Annotated in this window: 11 protein-coding genes; 6 read left to right on the plus strand and 5 right to left on the minus strand. The window is 61.8% G+C overall.

Annotated features, from left to right (window positions below; genetic code table 11):
* Positions 1-68: 68 nt before the first annotated feature.
* Together guaB and guaA are read left to right on the plus strand one after the other, a co-directional pair.
* Positions 69-1,538 carry an IMP dehydrogenase gene (gene guaB / locus BMZ10_RS13900; protein WP_093463069.1) on the plus strand — a complete coding sequence of 490 codons (1,470 nt, stop codon included), beginning with the start codon at positions 69-71 and terminating at the stop codon, positions 1,536-1,538.
* A 100-nt stretch (positions 1,539-1,638) separates the two neighbouring features.
* Entirely contained in the window at positions 1,639-3,216 is a 1,578-nt protein-coding gene (gene guaA, locus BMZ10_RS13905) for a glutamine-hydrolyzing GMP synthase (RefSeq protein ID WP_093463071.1), read from the plus strand.
* Between the two features lie 89 nt (positions 3,217-3,305).
* On the opposite strand, the gene BMZ10_RS13910 is transcribed toward guaA, so the two are convergent.
* The gene (locus tag BMZ10_RS13910; RefSeq protein WP_093463073.1) at positions 3,306-3,677 is read right to left on the minus strand and encodes a PH domain-containing protein; all 372 of its coding nucleotides are present in this window, start codon (positions 3,675-3,677) and stop codon (positions 3,306-3,308) included.
* A 156-nt stretch (positions 3,678-3,833) separates the two neighbouring features.
* A complete protein-coding gene (locus BMZ10_RS13915) occupies positions 3,834-6,770 on the minus strand; it encodes a membrane-targeted effector domain-containing toxin (protein WP_093463075.1) in 2,937 nt (978 codons plus the stop codon).
* A 172-nt stretch (positions 6,771-6,942) separates the two neighbouring features.
* Between BMZ10_RS13915 and BMZ10_RS13920 the strand changes: the two genes are divergently transcribed.
* Together BMZ10_RS13920 and tadA are read left to right on the plus strand one after the other, a co-directional pair.
* Positions 6,943-8,316 carry a multicopper oxidase family protein gene (locus BMZ10_RS13920; protein WP_093463077.1) on the plus strand — a complete coding sequence of 458 codons (1,374 nt, stop codon included), beginning with the start codon at positions 6,943-6,945 and terminating at the stop codon, positions 8,314-8,316.
* Entirely contained in the window at positions 8,316-8,798 is a 483-nt protein-coding gene (gene tadA, locus BMZ10_RS13925; RefSeq protein ID WP_093463079.1) for a tRNA adenosine(34) deaminase TadA, read from the plus strand. Before BMZ10_RS13920 ends, tadA begins: the two co-directional genes overlap by 1 nt.
* Positions 8,799-8,882: 84 nt before the next feature.
* On the opposite strand, the gene mltF is transcribed toward tadA, so the two are convergent.
* Entirely contained in the window at positions 8,883-10,343 is a 1,461-nt protein-coding gene (mltF, locus tag BMZ10_RS13930) for a membrane-bound lytic murein transglycosylase MltF (protein ID WP_093463081.1), read from the minus strand.
* A 214-nt stretch (positions 10,344-10,557) separates the two neighbouring features.
* On the opposite strand from mltF, the gene purL reads away from it, so the two are divergent.
* Positions 10,558-14,457: a phosphoribosylformylglycinamidine synthase gene (gene purL / locus BMZ10_RS13935; RefSeq protein ID WP_093463083.1), complete on the plus strand. Its 3,900-nt coding sequence runs from the start codon at positions 10,558-10,560 to the stop codon at positions 14,455-14,457.
* A 6-nt stretch (positions 14,458-14,463) separates the two neighbouring features.
* Entirely contained in the window at positions 14,464-14,775 is a 312-nt protein-coding gene (gene cutA, locus BMZ10_RS13940) for a divalent cation tolerance protein CutA (RefSeq protein ID WP_093463086.1), read from the plus strand.
* 126 nt (positions 14,776-14,901) lie between these two features.
* Here cutA and BMZ10_RS13945 read toward each other — a convergent pair whose 3' ends face one another.
* Both BMZ10_RS13945 and ptsP read right to left on the minus strand, forming a co-directional pair.
* Positions 14,902-16,539, minus strand: coding sequence for a PTS sugar transporter subunit IIBC (locus BMZ10_RS13945; protein ID WP_371265978.1), 1,638 nt, complete (start codon positions 16,537-16,539; stop codon positions 14,902-14,904).
* Positions 16,540-16,620: 81 nt separating this feature from the next.
* Complete coding sequence (gene ptsP / locus BMZ10_RS13950; protein ID WP_093463092.1) at positions 16,621-19,155, minus strand: phosphoenolpyruvate--protein phosphotransferase; 2,535 nt, start codon at positions 19,153-19,155, stop codon at positions 16,621-16,623.

A 19,155-nucleotide genomic window follows, 5' to 3' on the forward strand; every position in this document is an offset into this window, starting at 1 on the left:
TACATTGAGCAAGGCCACCTGTCTGGGTATAATGGCGCGCTTCCATTTTCCCGCTCGGGAGCCCAGCGATGCTGCGTATCAGCCAAGAAGCCCTTACATTCGACGACATTCTCCTTGTGCCCGGTTATTCCGAGGTGCTTCCCAACGAAGTCAGTCTGAAAACCCGATTGACCCGTGGCATCGAACTGAACATCCCCCTCGTTTCCGCCGCTATGGACACCGTCACTGAAGCCCGTCTGGCCATCGCCATGGCTCAGGAAGGCGGCATCGGTATCATCCACAAGAACATGACCATCGAGCAGCAAGCTGCCGAAGTGCGCAAGGTCAAGAAGTTCGAAGCGGGTGTGGTCAAGGACCCGATCACCATCGAGGCGGATGCCACGGTTCGCGATCTGTTCGAACTGACCCGTCAGCACAACATTTCCGGTGTTCCGGTCCTGCACGACGGCGAGCTCGTCGGCATCGTGACCTCCCGCGACGTCCGTTTTGAAAATCGTCTGGACGTGCCCGTCCGCGAAGTGATGACCCCCAAAGAGCGTCTGGTCACTGTCCGCGAAGGCGCCGACAAGTACGAAGTGCGCGACCTGCTGCACAAACACCGTCTTGAAAAAGTCCTGATCGTCGATGATAACTTCGCGCTCAAGGGCATGATGACCGTCAAGGACATCGAGAAATCCAAAGCCTACCCGCTGGCCAGCAAGGACGACCAGGGTCGTCTGCGCGTCGGCGCTGCAGTCGGCACCGGCAAGGATACCGGCGAGCGCGTCAGTGCGCTGGTCGCCGCCGGCGTTGACGTCATCGTCGTCGACACCGCCCACGGCCACTCCAAAGGCGTGATCGATCGTGTTCGCTGGGTCAAGCAGACTTACCCTGACGTGCAGGTCATCGGCGGCAACATCGCCACCGGCGCTGCGGCTCGTGCGCTGGTCGAAGCAGGCGCTGACGGCGTCAAGGTCGGCATCGGCCCTGGCTCCATCTGCACCACCCGTATCGTGGCCGGTGTCGGCGTACCGCAAATCAGCGCCATCGCCAACGTGGCTTCCGCGCTGGAAGGCACTGACGTTCCCCTGATCGCCGACGGCGGCATCCGTTTCTCCGGTGATTTGTCCAAGGCCATCGTTGCCGGTGCGTACTGCGTGATGATGGGTTCGATGTTCGCCGGTACCGAAGAAGCACCGGGCGAAATCGAACTGTTCCAGGGCCGTTCGTACAAGGCGTATCGCGGCATGGGTTCGCTGGGTGCAATGTCCCAGGCGCAAGGCTCCTCCGACCGCTACTTCCAGGATTCCTCGGAAGGCGCCGAGAAGCTGGTTCCGGAAGGCATCGAAGGCCGCGTCGCCTACAAGGGCTCGCTGACTGCCATCGTTCACCAGTTGATGGGCGGCCTGCGCTCCTCGATGGGCTACACCGGCAGCGCCGACATTCAGGAAATGCGTACCAAACCTGAATTCGTTCGCATCACCGGCGCCGGCATGGCTGAATCCCATGTCCACGACGTGCAGATCACCAAGGAAGCGCCGAACTATCGCGTAGGTTGATCCGGAGTGCGCCGGTTGTTTCGGCGCATTTCAAAGAATTGTGTAGCGGGGCTGTTCAACACAGCCCCGTCTTGTTTCTGATTTTCGACGAGAATGACTTATGGCCCTCGACATTCACGCCCACCGCATCCTGATCCTCGACTTCGGTTCCCAGTACACCCAGCTGATTGCCCGCCGTGTGCGCGAGATCGGGGTTTACTGCGAGCTGCATCCGTTCGACATGGACGACGAAGCGATCCGCGAATTTGCGCCGAAAGGCGTCATTCTGGCCGGTGGTCCTGAGTCCGTACACGTCGCCAACAGCCCGCGTTGCCCGCAAGCGGTATTCGATCTGGGCGTCCCGGTCTTTGGTATCTGCTACGGCATGCAGACAATGGCCGAGCAGCTTGGCGGCCGTGTTGAAGGTTCGGACCTGCGCGAGTTCGGTTATGCCCGCGTGGACGTCGTTGGCAAGAGCCGTGTACTGGACGGCATCGAAGACCACGTCGACGCCGATGGCGTTCTCGGTCTGGACGTCTGGATGAGTCACGGCGACAAGGTCACCGAGATTCCGGAAGGCTTCCACGTACTGGCCAGCACCCCAAGCTGCCCGATCGCCGGCATGGCCGACGACACTCGTGGCTACTATGGCGTGCAGTTCCACCCGGAAGTGACCCATACCAAGCAGGGCGGTCGCATCCTGTCGCGCTTCATCCTCGACATCTGCGGCTGCGAAGCCCTGTGGACCCCCTCCAAGATTGCTGAGGACGCCATCGCTCAGGTTCGCGCTCAGGTCGGTACCGACAACGTGCTGCTGGGTCTGTCCGGCGGTGTGGATTCGTCGGTCGTGGCAGCCCTGCTGCACAAGGCCATTGGCGATCAGCTGACCTGCGTGTTCGTCGACAACGGTCTGCTGCGTCTGCACGAAGGCGAGCAAGTGATGGCCATGTTCGCCGAGAACATGGGCGTCAAGGTGATCCGCGCCAACGCCGAAGAGCAGTTCCTCACCAATCTGGCGGGCGAAAGCGATCCGGAGAAAAAGCGCAAGATCATTGGCCGCACGTTCATCGACGTGTTCGACGCCGAATCGAGCAAGCTGCACAACATCAAGTACCTGGCTCAGGGCACCATCTACCCTGACGTGATCGAGTCTGCTGGCGCCAAGAGCGGCAAGGCGCACGTGATCAAGTCGCACCACAACGTGGGCGGCCTGCCGGAAGAGATGAACCTGAAACTGGTCGAGCCTCTGCGCGAGCTGTTCAAGGACGAAGTCCGCCGTCTGGGTCTGGAACTCGGTCTGCCGTACGACATGGTCTACCGCCACCCATTCCCGGGTCCGGGTCTGGGCGTGCGTATCCTCGGCGAAGTGAAAAAGGAATACGCCGACCTGCTGCGTCGTGCCGACCACATCTTCATCGAAGAACTGCGCAAAGCCGACTGGTACCACAAGGTCAGCCAGGCATTCGTCGTGTTCCAGCCGGTGAAATCCGTGGGCGTGGTAGGTGATGGCCGTCGTTACGCCTGGGTAGTCGCCCTGCGCGCTGTCGAAACCATCGACTTCATGACCGCTCGTTGGGCGCACCTGCCTTACGAACTGCTGGAAACCGTCAGCGGCCGCATCATCAACGAAATCGAAGGCATCTCCCGCGTGACCTACGACGTCTCGAGCAAACCGCCTGCGACGATTGAGTGGGAATGATCTGATCCACCCCGACAAAGGCGCCAGCAGGCGCCTTTGTCCTATCTGGCGGACTACAACCTCCACCCCGATTCGCCCGCGGGGCGTGCTCAACCAAAGATGTGGGCCGAGATCAGCTTCGAGACTTCGACGATGGAGGTCTTGCCGGTGAATTCGAATTTCACTTTGCCGAGGGCGGAGAAGTAAATCTCCAGTTCCGAGTCCAGATCGAACGTGCCGGACGTTTCGACCGAGTAGGCCACGATGTTTTTGTACGGCAGCGAAGTGAAGTCTTTCTTGCTGCCGGTGATGCCTTGCACGTTCACGGCGATGATGCGTTTGTTGGTGAAGACCACGCCATCGCGCATGGATTTGTAGGAGTCGATCACGGTCTCGCCGTCCAGCAGCAGGGCAGTGACGCGCTCGGCGTATTCGTCGTTTTGCTTGAGTTTGAAGAAGCCTTTGTTGTTGAAGTCGATCATCCGTGGAATATCCTTTGAGTGGCCATGCATCCCGGTTGCCGGAGGGCATCGCGGTGACGTTCGCTGATACTACCTGTGTAAGCAGGGCGTGGAAAATCAGCCGGGTTCAGCGCCAGTCACCCCTTCAGGCGGTGTCCGGCGCTGTGATCCGCGACGTCATTCGATCAGCGTCATGCCCATCAATTGCAACGCGGTGGTGAGGTCATGAAGCGATTCGAAACGTCGCCCGCTGACGCGCGGCCACCTTGGTCGATCAATGTAAAAATGTGAGCCGTCGAGCACGATCGGTGTGCGCACCACCGAGGCATCCTGGCTACGATGCACGATCACCAGCCGGTCTTCTGAACGCTCAACCGCGAACATGCCAGCACGGGTCAGGCGCCCTTCGATGGCCGACGCGTTGGGTGTCGCGCGTGCGGTCGGTACGCGCAAGCGGAAGTCGCTTTTGACCAGACCGGCCGGTCGGCCGAGTTCGTTGGTCATTTGCGCGCCGGGATCCTGCTCGAATGCAAGCGTTTCGCCTGCTCCCGTGTCTTCGACTCTCACGCCGAATGTCCCTTCCAGTTCGCTCAGGCCCGGCACATCGAGGTAGGTATTGGCGTGGGAATTGCCCACCAGCGCCACCCATTTTTTTCCGCCGTTGGCCGTCTGGTCGGCGTCAATGACGCATTTGGCAAAGTAATTCATCACCTGCTGGCGAAGCATTGTGCCGTTGCCCAACCCCTGAAGGCGGTAGCTGGCCATGCAGTCGAGCGCCTGAATGCGCACGTGGTTCTCGTTGGCCGCCTTCAGGACCGCCATGAATGTGTATTGGCCGGATTTATCGGTGTGATGGCCCTTGTCCAGCTCGTCCACATACTCTTTGAGCTTGTCGGGCATCTTGCCGGTGTCTGCGAAGGTGTCCAGATCGGCCTGATGGAAATCGGTCAGCAGGTGCTCCATGTAAAGCGTTCTGACTTTCAGTTTCGCCAGCAACGGCATCTGCTCGATGAGAAATTTCTTGCTGCCCAGGCTTGAATGGCTTTCGCCGAAGACGACGCCGGGCGCACGTTCCAGAAGCTTTTTCAGGGTTTTGCCAACCGGTGCGCTCACGTCGACGGCGGCACAGTCGGGGCGCGCCGGGAGTTCGTAGCGTGTGTAGAACTCCTGCGCGTCCGCACGCAAGATGTGCCTGAGGCGCTTGAATTCCGCGTACGGGTCCGGTGCATCCGGATCAAACGATGCGTAGGCCTCGTCGACCAGACGGCCGCCGTGCAGCGCGCCATCTTCCACTTCCGCTTTCAACGCCTCGGGGATTTCGTAGGGGCCGGGAACCCGGGAGGTGGCCGGCGCTGTGGTCGCAGGCCGGCCCCAGCGCATTTTGCCGAAGATCTTGCCGCCACCCTGCAGGCCGGAACGTGTGGCGGGTTTCCACGCGCCGGACGGGTCAAGTCGCACTGGCACGTTGCGATAGAAGGAAAACGGGTTTTGCGGGTCGACGATGATCCAGCCCCCGGTTTCTTCTACGTAGCGTACGGCGTAGGCAATGCCGTTAATCTCGATGAAAGTTTCACCTTGCTCCGTCAGACAAATTCCTTTCATTCGGCCTTCTTCTCGAATCGGTTCATAGCCATCCAGCAGCATGTTGGTTTCGAACGGTGCCAGCAGCCCGTCTGACTCGACTGGGTAGACGGGCCCCGGCGCGAGCTCTGTCAGGTCTGCAACAGGGGCCAAGGGCGTGGTCTGTTCAGCTTCTGGTGCCGGGTGGATGGTGCTGACGTCACGACCTGGCGCTTCAAAATCCGCTGCGTTGGCGTCGAGCAGGAACAGGCTGTCGAACAGGGCCTCGATGGCTGCGGTGGCGGCGCCGATTACCCCCGCCTGACGCTCCGCCGTCGTGTGGCCGTTGACCGCCTGATCGATATTGAGGCCCATGTCCGCAATACCGGCACCCACGGCGGCCAGCGCAATGGGCCAGTCGAGAGCCGCGAGCGGACCGGCGATTCGACCCACCTCCTTGAGATAGCCCAACCACATCTGGCTGCGCAGTTCGGCGTTGGAGCGCAGTGAGAGGGCGGCGTCGGCGCGCATGCGGGCCTGGTGAGAGTCGCGCAGCCAGGTGAAGGGATCGATGTCCAGTTCACGGCTGTTCTGGTTGATCACTGATGGGTGATCGCTTCCCCAAGTGCTGTAGAGCAGATCCAGGCCGTTGAGCAGTCCGGCCGCCTCGTTCGCCTGACCGTGCGCCGAGAGCGGAAAGTGGCTCATGAACCGCGCCCGACGCTCTGTCCGGTTGTTCTGCATCAGCAACCACCAGTGCAGATCTTTCGGGGTGTCGAGGACATGGAAGGCCTGCACTTCGCCGGGCGTGTACAGGATTTGCCGACCGTCCTCACACACGATACGCAGGATGTCGCTGGCCTCGTAACCCAGCACATCGAACGTGCAGACGCGGGTTTTCCCGGCAGGCACGAAGGTTGACTGCAGCGCACTGACGGTCACCGGCCCGGCGGTCGCGAGCCCGGCGGTGTGGAAAATCAGCTCGAGTTGATCAGCCGTCAGCCAGCCCGCGGCATGGTCTTGCAGGGCCTTGCCTAAAAACGTGGATTTGCTCAGCGTCCGGAAGTCGTCGCCTTCTTGAGTCTGATAGGTCTGCAGTTTCGCCAGAAAGCGGCGCTTGAAATCCACCTGCCAGAAGTCGTTGAGGGCGTCGGAGGGCAGCATCCTGATCTCGTTGCGCTCATCGAACGCCTGCGCTTGCGGGCCTTCCGAGTAAAAACCGCTGAGCATCTGCAAGGTGTCGGCGTTGTCCTGATCGTGGGGGTTGAACCGACGCATCACCAGCTGCGGCAGGGTCATCGACTCGCAGGGTGGGTCAACATGCTGCCAGCCGGTAAAGGTGCGGGCGCTGCTGGAGGCGCTGTTGAATCGATGCCAGAAGACACAGTCGGGCTCCAGATGTGGGTTGCCATGCCTGGCCAGGATTTCCCGGGCAATCTCGCGCGCCATTTCGCGCATGTCGGGGCACGCCGCGACGAGGCGCTGGCTCATGCCGATGAGTATTGATCGATCGCGCGTGTTCAGGTCGCGAGGCGGTCCATTGAGGGTGTTCATATCCGTCGTCCTTGATGAATGAAGGGCAAGCTTGTCGCGAATCCGAACTCAATTGGCACTAAATATGTACTACACCCCCCTCAGCCTTAATTTTGTGTAAACGCAGGTGTATCGTGTTCGCCCCGCATCGGCTGCCCGGTGCGTCATCTGTAGTTTTGAGGCTCGCGCGCACATGTCTTTTACCCGTCGACAAATTCTCGGAGGTCTGGCCGGTCTTGCCGTCGTCGGGTTGGGCGCGGGTGGCGTGTCGAGGTACTGGCTCGGTCGCGCCGGGCCGGGCGAAGGGCATGATTACGAGCTGATCGCCGCGCCGCTGGACGTTGAACTGGTGCCCGGTTACACGACCCCGGCGTGGGCGTTCGGCAGTTCGGCGCCAGGCACTGAGCTGCGCGTCCGGCAGGGCGAGTGGTTGCGGGTGCGTTTCATCAATCGGTTGCCGGTCGAGACCACCATTCACTGGCACGGCATCCGCCTGCCGCTGGAAATGGACGGCGTGCCGTATGTGTCGCAGCTGCCGGTCAAACCGGGCGAATATTTCGACTACAGGTTCCGCGTCCCCGACGCAGGCAGCTATTGGTATCACCCCCATGTCAGCAGCAGTGAACAACTGGGCCGGGGACTGATCGGGCCGTTGATCGTCGAGGAGCGCGAACCCACCGGGTTTGCGCATGAACGCGTGGTCAGCCTCAAAAGCTGGCACGTGGACGAGCAGGGGGCTTTCACGGACTTCAGCGTGACCCGCGAGGCTGCGCGGGAAGGCACCGCAGGCAGGCTTTCAACCCTCAATGGTGTGCCTCAGGGCGTGATCGATCTGCCGGCCGGACAGATCACGCGTGTGCGAATCCTCAATCTGGACAACACCGTGACCTATCGTCTCAACCTGCCGGGCGCCGAAGCGATGATCTATGCGCTGGACGGCAATCCGGTCAAGCCGCGGCCGTTGGGCAAGGATTACTGGCTCGGTCCGGGCATGCGCATTTGCCTGGCGATAAAGGCGCCGCCTGCCGGCCAGACGCTTGCCCTGCGTAATGGTCCTGTGCGACTGGGCACGTTCCGTTCGATCGTCAACGGCGACAGTCCGGGCGAATGGCCTCCTGAGCTGCCGCCCAACCCGCTTCCTGAACCTGATCTGGCGAATGCCGAAAAGCTCAACTTCAATTTCGAATGGGCCGGCTCGATGTCGGTCAACGTTGAAGACGGCAAGCCCCCAAGCCTTTGGCAGATCAACGGCAAAGCGTGGGACATCACCGATAAAACCTGTGCCGACCGGCCAATCGCCAAACTGCAGAAGGGCAAGACCTATATCTTTGAGCTCAGGAATATGACGCAGTACCAGCATCCCATTCACTTGCACGGCATGAGCTTCAAAGTCATCGCGTCCAACCGCAAGACCGTCATCCCCTATTTCACCGACACCTACCTGTTGGGGCGAAACGAGCGCGCACGCGTGGCGCTGGTAGCGGATAATCCCGGCGTGTGGATGTTCCACTGCCATGTGATCGATCACATGGAGACCGGTCTTATGGCAGCTATCGAGGTTTCTTAATGCGGCAGCCGCAAATCATCGATCGCAGTCGCGATCAGCATTTCATGCGAGAAGCGCTGGCCCTGGCGGCAGAAGGGGCGTTGTTGGGCGAGGTGCCGGTGGGCGCGGTGCTGGTGCATGACGGGGTGATCGTCGGTCGTGGCTTCAACTGCCCGATCAGTGGCAGCGACCCCAGCGCCCACGCCGAAATGGTCGCCATTCGCGCGGCCGCAAAGGCTGTCAGCAACTATCGTCTGCCGGGCAGCACACTCTACGTGACGCTTGAGCCGTGCAGCATGTGCGCGGGTCTGATCGTGCATTCGCGGGTCAGCCGAGTGGTCTACGGCGCAACCGAACCGAAAGCCGGTGTGGTGCAGAGTCAGGGACAGTTTTTCACTCAGCCGTTTCTCAACCATCGCGTGCTGTTCGAGGGCGGCGTGTTGGGCGAGGAGTGCGGGACGATGCTGAGCGAGTTTTTCAGGACGAGAAGGGCGAAAGGATAATCAAGGGCGCGCCTGATTCGGCTCTGACAATTGCCGATTAGCCTGAGGAGCCGCGTGCGCCCACAGTGACGATGGCGGCCCAGTTTACATCGGGGCCTTTTCTTCAGGCGGCTTGGTCTTGTCGACGCCGGGCACATGCAGGCTGCCTTCCGCCACCTGGCCGCCTTCCATCTGCGGCTGAGTCACCCAGGTGAGGATGTCGTAATAACGGCGGATGTTGGCGACGAAGCTGACCGGTTCGCCGCCGCGGGCATAGCCGTAGCGGGTCTTGCTGTACCACTTCTTCTGCGAGAGACGCGGCAGCATCTTCTTCACGTCCAGCCATTTGTTCGGGTTCAGGCCTTCGTTTTCGGCCAGCTTGCGCGCGTCGTCCAGGTGGCCGGTGCCGATGTTGTAGGAAGCAAGCGCCAACCACGTGCGATCAGGCTCCTGAATGGAGTCATCTAGCTGATCCTTCACGTAGGCAAAGTACTTCGCGCCACCCTGAATGCTCTGCCGGGCGTCGAGCCGGTTCGAAACACCCATTGCCTGCGCGGTGCTCTGGGTCAGCATCATCAAGCCGCGCACGCCGGTCTTCGAGGTCACGCTCGGCTGCCACAGCGATTCCTGATAACCGATGGCCGCCAGCAGGCGCCAGTCGACCTGTTCTTCCTTGGCCGCCGACTGGAAATGCTTCTCATACTTGGGCAGGCGCTCCTGCAAGTGTTGAGCGAAGGTGTACGCACCGACATAACCCAGCACGTCGACATGCCCGTAATAACGGTCCTTGAGCCGCTGCAGCATGCCGTTCTTCTGCATCTTGTCGAGGAAGCTGTTGATCTCGTTGAGCAGGCTGTTGTCCTCGCCCAACGCCACTGCCCAGCGCTGATCGCGACCGTCGCCCAGGTCGAAGGCCACGCGCACGTTAGGGAAGTACACCTGGTTCATCGCCAGCTCGTTGGAATCCACCAGCGTCAGGTCGATCTGGCCTTCGTCCACCATGCGCAGCAGGTCGACGACTTCGTCCTGATCGGACTCTTCGTAACTGATGCCCGGATACTTGAGCTTCAGCGCCGCCAGTTGCTCGGCGTGGCTACTGCCCTTGGCCACCAGAATGCGCTTTCCCACGAGATCGCCCGGATCGGTGGGGCGAGACTGGCCGTTGCGGTAAATGACCTGAGGGGTGACTTCGAGATAAGAGTGCGAGAAACGCACCTGTCTGGCGCGGTTTTCAGTGCTGACCAGGCCCGCAGCAGCCAGCACCGGGCCGCCGGGTTTACTCATCTGGTCGAACAGGTCGTCGAGGTTGTCAGCTGTCTCGATCTTCAGCTCCACTCCCAGATCTTCGGCGAAACGCTTCACCAGTTCGTACTCGAAACCGGTTTCACCGTTGCGATCCTGGAAGTAGGTCGCCGGGCTGTTGCGGGTGACGACGCGCAGAACGCCATCCTCCTTGACTCGTTCAAGCGTGTTGGGTTTCTCCACACACGCGCCGAGCAGCAGGAAGATTCCGGTTGCGATGAGCCACTTGGCACAGCGTGGGCGGAAATCTGATTGGGAAAACATCGGTGCAGTATACGCAAAGGAGCCATACCGCCATATCTCGACAGCGAGAGCTGCGTCTGATAGGCGAACAGTTTTTTTACCCGTTTGTGTAGGCGACAGCCTCGCACCGACATTCGGCTGCGTTCGATGCCGTCGTTTCGGGTGCCGAAAGGGCCGGTTTAGGCTAGAATGCACGGCCTCAAAGCACACCCCCTTCCCCGAGGCTGTCCCGACGATGTTGATCCTGCGTGGTGCTCCCGCCCTTTCCGCCTTCCGCCACAAGAAATTACTTGAGCAGCTGAACGATAAAGTTCCCGCTGTCAGTGGCCTGTACGCTGAATTCGCCCACTTCGCTGAGGTCAACGGCGTCCTGACCGAAGACGAGCAGCAAGTGCTTGCCCGCCTGTTGAAATACGGCCCGAGCGTGCCGGTTCAGGAGCCCCGCGGTCGTCTGTTCCTGGTGCTGCCGCGTTTTGGCACCATCTCGCCGTGGTCGAGCAAGGCCACCGACATCGCGCGCAACTGCAGCCTGACCAAGATCCAGCGTCTTGAGCGGGGCATTGCCTTTTATGTCGAAGGCCAGTTCAGCGACGCTCAGGCGCAACTGATCGCCGACAGCCTGCACGACCGCATGACCCAACTTGTGCTGGGCGCCCTGGAAGACGCTGCCGCTCTGTTCAGCCATTCCGAGCCCAAGCCGCTGACGGCTGTCGACGTGCTGGGCGGCGGTCGCGCTGCGCTGGAAAAAGCCAACGTCGAACTGGGCCTGGCCCTGGCTGAAGACGAAATCGATTATCTGGTGAACGCATTCACCGGCCTGGCGCGTAACCCGCACGACATCGAACTGATGATGTTCGCGCAGGCGAACTCCGAGCATTGCCGTCACAAGATCTTCAACGCCAGTTGGGACATCGACGGCCAGAGCCAGGAAAAAAGCCTGTTTGGCATGATCAAGAACACCTACCAGATGCACAACGAAGGTGTCCTTTCTGCTTATAAGGACAACGCGTCGGTCATCGTCGGTAACGTCGCCGGTCGTTTCTTCCCGAACCCTGAAACCCGCCAGTACGGCGCGGTGCAGGAGCCGGTGCACATCCTGATGAAGGTCGAAACCCACAACCACCCGACGGCGATTGCCCCGTTCCCGGGCGCATCGACCGGTTCAGGTGGCGAGATCCGCGACGAAGGCGCGACGGGTCGCGGTGCCAAGCCGAAGGCCGGCCTGACCGGTTTTACCGTTTCCAACCTGAACATCCCGGGTTTCGGACAACCTTGGGAAAAGCCGTACGGCAAACCCGAGCGCATCGTCACGCCGCTGGACATCATGATCGAAGGCCCGCTGGGCGGCGCTGCATTCAACAACGAATTCGGTCGTCCGGCGCTGACTGGCTATTTCCGCACGTTCGAGCAATCGATCACCACTCCGCGCGGCGAAGAGGTTCGTGGCTACCACAAACCGATCATGCTGGCGGGCGGCATGGGTAACATCCGCGAAGAGCACGTCAAGAAGGGCGAAATCACCGTCGGCGCCAAGCTGATCGTGCTGGGTGGCCCGGCGATGCTGATCGGCCTGGGCGGCGGCGCCGCTTCTTCCATGGCGACCGGCACCAGCTCGGCGGATCTGGATTTTGCTTCCGTTCAGCGTGAAAACCCTGAAATGGAGCGTCGTTGCCAAGAGGTCATCGACCGCTGCTGGCAGCTGGGCGATGCCAACCCGATTGCCTTCATCCATGACGTCGGCGCGGGCGGTCTGTCCAACGCGTTCCCTGAACTGGTCAACGACGGTGGCCGTGGCGGTCGTTTCGAACTGCGCAACGTGCCGAACGACGAACCGGGCATGGCGCCGCTGGAAATCTGGAGCAACGAATCCCAGGAACGTTACGTGCTGGCCGTCAGCGCCCCGGACTTCGAGCGTTTCAAAGCCATCTGCGAACGTGAGCGTTGCCCGTTTGCCGTCGTCGGCGAGGCGACCGAAGAGCCACAACTGACCGTCACCGACAGCCATTTCGGCAACAGCCCGGTGGACATGCCACTGGAAGTCCTGCTCGGCAAAGCGCCGCGCATGCACCGTTCGGCCAATCGCGAGTCCGAGCTGGGCGACGACTTCGACCCGAGTGCGCTGGACATCGAAGAAAGCGTTCAGCGCGTGCTGCATCACCCGGCCGTGGCGAGCAAGAGCTTCCTGATCACCATCGGCGACCGCAGCATCACCGGTCTGGTCAATCGCGATCAGATGGTGGGCCCGTGGCAAGTGCCTGTGGCTGACGTCGCGGTCACTGCCACCAGTTTCGACGTATACACCGGCGAAGCGATGGCGATGGGTGAGCGCACGCCGCTGGCGCTGCTGGACGCGCCGGCTTCCGGCCGCATGGCAATCGGCGAGACCCTGACCAACATCGCAGCGTCGAGCATCGGCAAGATTTCCGACATCAAACTGTCGGCCAACTGGATGTCCGCTGCTGGCCATCCGGGCGAAGACGCGCGTCTGTACGACACCGTGAGAGCGGTCGGCATGGAGCTGTGCCCTGAGCTGGGCATCACCATCCCCGTGGGCAAGGACTCGATGTCCATGAAGACCCGCTGGAGCGATGAAGGCACCGAGAAAACCGTCACCTCGCCGCTGTCGCTGATCGTCACCGGTTTCGCACCGGTCACTGACATTCGCAAGACGCTGACCCCGCAGTTGCGCATGGACAAGGGCGTGACCGACCTGATCCTGATCGACCTGGGTCGTGGTCAGAACCGCATGGGCGCGTCGATCCTTGCCCAGACCCACGGCAAGCTCGGCAACGCTGCGCCGGACGTCGATGATGCCGAAGACCTGAAAGCGTTCTTTGCCGTCATTCAGGGCCTCAACGCTGACGGCCATCTGCTGGCCTACCACGACCGTTCCGACGGGGGCCTGATGGCGACCGCTCTGGAAATGGCTTTCGCCGGCCACTGCGGTCTGGATCTGGAACTGGACACCCTCACTGGCAAGCGTGAAAAAGCCGCCGCGATCCTCTTCAACGAGGAGCTGGGTGCGGTGATTCAGGTGCGTCAGGACGCAACACCGCTGGTGCTGGCGCAGTTCAGCGCTGCCGGACTGGGCGAAGATTGCGTTGCCGTGATCGGCAAGCCGGTCAACAACAGTGAGGTGATCGTCAGCCTCAATGGCGAGCAATTGTTCAAAGGCGATCGTCGTCTGCTGCAACGCCAGTGGACTGAAACCAGCTATCAGATCCAGCGTCTGCGTGATAACGCCGACTGCGCCGATCAGGAATTCGATGCGTTGCTCGAAGAAGACAATCCTGGCCTGAGCGTGAAGCTGGGCTATGACGTCAACGAAGACATCGCCGCGCCTTACATAAAGAAAGGCGTTCGCCCACAAGTGGCCGTGCTGCGCGAGCAGGGCGTCAACGGTCAGGTCGAAATGGCAGCCGCCTTCGACCGCGCAGGCTTCGCTTCCGTCGACGTGCACATGAGCGACATCCTCGCCGGTCGTGTCGACCTGAACGACTTCAAGGGCCTGGTCGCTTGTGGCGGGTTCTCCTATGGCGACGTTCTGGGTGCAGGCGAAGGCTGGGCGAAATCCGCACTGTTCAACAGCCGTGCCCGCGATGCCTTCCAGGGCTTCTTCGAGCGCAGCGACAGCTTCGCCCTCGGCGTGTGCAACGGTTGCCAGATGATGTCCAACCTGAGCGAACTGATTCCGGGCAGCGAATTCTGGCCTCACTTCGTGCGTAACCGCTCCGAGCAGTTCGAGGCGCGGGTGGCCATGGTCGAAATCCAGAAATCGGCGTCGATCTTCCTGCAAGGCATGGCCGGTTCGCGCATGCCGATCGCCATCGCCCACGGCGAAGGCCATGCGGAGTTCAAGTCGTCCGAAGCGCTGCTCGAAAGCGATTTGTCCGGCACCGTGGCGATGCGTTTTGTCGACAACCACGGCAAGGTCACTGAAACCTATCCGGCCAACCCGAACGGCTCGCCGCGCGGTATCACCGGCCTGACCACTCGCGACGGTCGCGTCACCATCATGATGCCGCACCCTGAGCGCGTGTTCCGTGCGGTGAACAACTCGTGGCGTCCGGATGAGTGGGCGGAAGACGGCGCGTGGATGCGCATGTTCCGCAACGCTCGCGTCTGGGTTAACTGATAGGGGATGTATAAGCTCGCCTTCTTCGTACCGCCGAGCCATGTGGAAGAGGTCAAGCGTGCGTTGTTCGCCGCCGGTGCGGGGCGAATCGGCGCTTACGACAGCTGCTCATGGCAGGTGCTCGGTCAGGGCCAGTTTCGCCCGTTGGACGGCAGCCAGCCGTTCATTGGGCAGACCGGCGAGATCGAGCAGGTTCAGGAGTGGAAGGTCGAGCTTGTCGTCGCCGATGAGCTGATCCAGCAGGTCGTGGCTGCCCTGAAAAGCAGCCACCCCTACGAAACCCCGGCTTATGAAGTGTGGAAGCTGGAAGATTTCTGAGATTGTCTGTCAGCGCAAACGTCTGCCACCGCGAATCCATTCGCGACAACACTGACCTGTGCTTGACCCGGCGCCCGCAAATAAGCTCGCTTCGTGAAGATCACATGCAGTTAGGTGATCGATGTATCAACCGGCTTTCACCATCCCCCGCAACGCCTCGCTCAACCCTTGAGCGCCATTCCCCACCAGAACATGCCACACGCCATTGCCCAGGTTTCTCAGGCCTTGGCACCCGAGTGCGTCGAGCTGATTCGCCGCCAGGGACTGCCCGTCCTTCAACTGTACGCGCAGGCGGGTCAATGCAACGCACTCCACAGAGACGATGCCTTTTGCGCCCAACGCTTTGAACCATTGTGCCGCCTGTCCGGCATCGACAGGTTGTTGTGTGGCCGACGCATCCACGGTGGCGGGTCGAGGGTTTTTGCTCGTCAGCGGCACGGCGTCGCGCAGTTCATCGGCGATGCTGTCGGCCAGCGGTCCGACGACGATCTGCAGGCTGCCGCCATGGCCAGGTCGGACCACCGCCATCGCCCCCAAGGCTTTCAAGTCAGCATCGTTTGCCAGGCTGCGGTCGACCATTTCTAGCCGCAGGCGGGTGGTGCAAGCGCCAATGCTCAACAGGTTTTCAGCGCCTCCCAGCGCATTGATGTAGGCGGCTGCCCGGTCGCTTTTAGCCACTCGGGCAGACGCGCTGGCGACCCGCTCACGGCCCGGCGTTTTCAGGTTGAAGCGCTTGATGCACTGATCGAACACGACGTAGTAAATCAGCGCATACGCCGCACCGACGGGGAACACCAGCCAGCCGTTGGTGGACTTGCCCCAGCCCAGCGCCATGTCGATCGCCCCGCCCGAGAAGGTGAATCCCAGGTGGATATTGAGCAGGTTGGTCAGCGCCATCGACAGCCCGGTGAGCAAGGCGTGCAGCACATAGAGCATGGGCGCCAGGAACATGAACGCGAATTCGATGGGTTCGGTGACGCCGGTCAGCGCGGATGTCAGCGCCATCGACAGCAGTATCCCGCCGATCAGTTTGCGTTGATCGGGCAGCGCATTGCGGTACATCGCCAGACATGCCGCCGGCAGGCCGAAGATCATCATCGGGAACATGCCGGTCATGAACTGCCCGGCGTGGGGATCACCGGCGAAATAGCGCGCCAGATCCCCGGTCACCGCGCGCCCGGTTTCAGGATCGGTGAAAGTGCCGAACACGAACCACACCAGATTGTTGAGGATGTGATGCAGGCCGGTGACAATCAGAACCCGGTTGAACACTCCGAAGAAAAACGCACCGACGCTGCCACTCTCCAGCATCAACTGGCCCAGACCATTGATGCCTGCCTGCACCGGCGGCCAGATCAGGCCGAACACCAGTCCCAGCACCACCGCCGAGAGCCCCGTGACAATCGGTACGAAGCGCCTGCCGCCGAAAAACGCCAGGTATTCGGGCAGCGCGATGTCCTTGAAGCGGTTATACATCGCGCCACCCAGCAGCCCTGCGATGATCCCGGCAAGCATGCCCATGTCGATGTGCGGATCGAGCACCTTCAGCGTCGAGGTCATCACCAGATAACCGATCGCGCCCGCCAGGCCGGCGGTGCCGTTATTGTCCCTTGCGAAACCAACCGCGATGCCGATGGCGAAGATCAGCGCCAGGTTGCTGAAGATCGCGTTGCCGGCCGAATGGATGATCGCGACGTCCAGCAGGTCGGTGTCGCCCAGGCGCAGCAACAGGCCGGCAATCGGCAAAATGGCGATGGGCAGCATCAGAGCGCGGCCCAGCCGTTGCAGACCTTCGATGAAGTGTTGATACACGGCGTCTCTCCTTGAGGTTCTCGTTCTTGTTATTCAGGCGATGTTTTTCTGCGCCACGACTTGGGTCTGGAAGGTGCGGCAGGCTTCACGCACTGCTTCGGCGCCGCTCAGGTTCAGCACGTGGTGGGCCAGCGTCTGGCAATGGCGAGTGTCGAGTTCGCGCACCTGCGCCTTGATCTGCGCGACGTTTGGCGGACTCACCGACAGTTCGCGCACGCCGAGGCCAATCAGCACGGCCGTGGCCAGCGGGTCCGACGCCAGTGCGCCGCATACGCCGACCCAGCGACCTTTGCCGTGGGCGGCGTCGCACGTCATGGCGATCAGTCGCAGCAGGGCGGGATGCAGTGCATCGACCCGGGCTGCCAGGCCGGCGTGGTCCCGGTCCATCGCCAGCGTGTACTGCGACAGGTCGTTGGTGCCGATCGAGAGGAAATCCGCGTGTTCGGCCAGTTGTTCGGCCATCAGCGCCGCCGAGGGCACTTCGATCATCACGCCCAGTTGCGGGCGCTCCGTCAGGCCCAGCGCCTGAGCCAGTTCATCGATACGCCCGCGCACCGCCAGCAGCTCGCTGACCTCGGTAATCATCGGCAGCAGAATGCGGCAGCGCGCCAGCGGCGTGACCCGCAGTAAGGCACGCAGCTGTTGATCGAGCAGTTCAGGCCGCGCCTGGCCCAGGCGGATACCGCGCAGCCCCAGCACCGGATTGGCCTCGGCTGGCAGCGGCAGATACTCGAGCTGCTTGTCGCCGCCGACGTCAATGGTGCGGATGATCACCGGCTTTGCGTCCATCGCATCGAGAACGGCTTGATAGGCCGCCCGTTGTTCGTCCTCGGTAGGGGCGGTGCTGCGGTCGACAAAGAGGAATTCGGTGCGCAACAAGCCGACGCCGTCGGCGCCATTGAGCTGGGCGTTTTCGGCGTCGGCGCGGGAGGCGACGTTCGCGGCGATGTCGATATTCACCCCATCCTGCGTCAGCGCAGGCAAGTGCGCATGTTGCTGCTGACGCTGGCGCTGCTCGAAGCGCTGACTGCGAAGGCCCTGAATTCCGCGCAGGCGCGCCTCATCGGGACTGATTTCAAGACGACCATTGTCAGCATCGAGCACGACTTCCTGCCCGATGGCCACGTCCAGCAGCGTCGCGCCCAGCGCCACCACACACGGCAAGCCCTGGCCGCGGGCAAGAATGGCGACGTGGGATGTCGCGCCGCCATCGGCCATGCAAATTCCGCCGACGCCGCATTCGGCCAGCATCAGCAAGTCCGAGGGTGTGAGTTCCCGGGCAACGACGATGGCGCCCGGCGGCACTTCGACGTCACGGGCGTCGCCCAGCAAGCTCAGAAGCATGCGTTGACGCAGGTCGCGCAGGTCGTTGGCTCGCTCGGCGAGCAGCGGATTATCGAGGTTTTCCAGCACCGCGCATTGCCTGAGCACCGCCTCGCTCCATGCATGGCCGGCGCTGTGACCCTGGTCGATGGCATCGTGGGCAATGCCGAGCAAGGCCGGGTCTTCGAGCATCGCCAGATGAGTGGCGAAGATAGCGCTCTGCTCATGATTCTGGTGGTCGAGGGACCCGCTGATATCGGCGCGCACCTGTGCCAACGCCTCGGTGAAGATTTGCCGTTGTTCGTCGGGACGATGGCCACCGGGATCGTCGCCCAGTTCGATCGTGTCGAGGCGAAACAGCGGGCCGCTTGCCAAGCCCGGAGACGCGGTGACGCCGATCATGACGCCGGGCTCGCGTTCGGCATGCTCAGTGCGCGGCAGATCGGCTGTGACCGGTGTCGAAAGCTTTTCATCGGGCGAGGGCGTCGACAGCGCTTTGAGCAGCGCCTGCAGCGCGACTTCGCTGTCGTGGCCCAGGCACACCACTTCCACCTCATCCTGCTCGGCGATGCCAAGCCCCATCAGGCCTGTCACGCTGTCGGTGGAAGCGCTGGCCCCGGCGAAGTGCAGTTCGACATGGCTGGAAAACTGCCGCGCGGTCTGGCGCACCAGTGCGGCCGGGCGTGCGTGCAGTCCGCCAGTGTGAGCGACACGAATGCTGCCTCGCACCTGTCTGGCCCGAATATCAGATGAAGGGCTGTCTTGCTCTTGCCGGGCCACTGGGGTCATGGTCAGCAACGGCTCGCCGACATTGATCGAACCCGAGGTGCGGGCCAGGCTCAGCGTGAACCGGTCGCTGTTGAGCAGGATCAGCGGACTGATCAGGGTGCGACTGTGGCGCGCCACATAATCCAGATCGATGCGCAGCAATGGCTGCCCTTCAGTCACGCGCTGGCCTTCCTTGACCAGTGCCTGAAAGCCTTCACCCTCCAGTTCGACGCTGTCGATACCGACGTGCAACAGCCATTCGCTGCCGTTGTCGGCGCGCAGATTGATGGCATGGCGGGTGCGCGCAACGTTGATGATCACGCCTGCACACGGGGCATGCAGCACGTCGTCCAGAGGGTCGATGGCCACGCCATCGCCCATCGCGCCGTTGGCGAACACGGGGTCCGGAATCTGTGTCAGCGTGATCACGGCACCACTGAACGGGGCACTGAGCGTCATTTGTTTATTGTTGTGCAT

This window comes from Pseudomonas sp. NFR16 (assembly GCF_900108875.1).
GTDB lineage: Bacteria > Pseudomonadota > Gammaproteobacteria > Pseudomonadales > Pseudomonadaceae > Aquipseudomonas.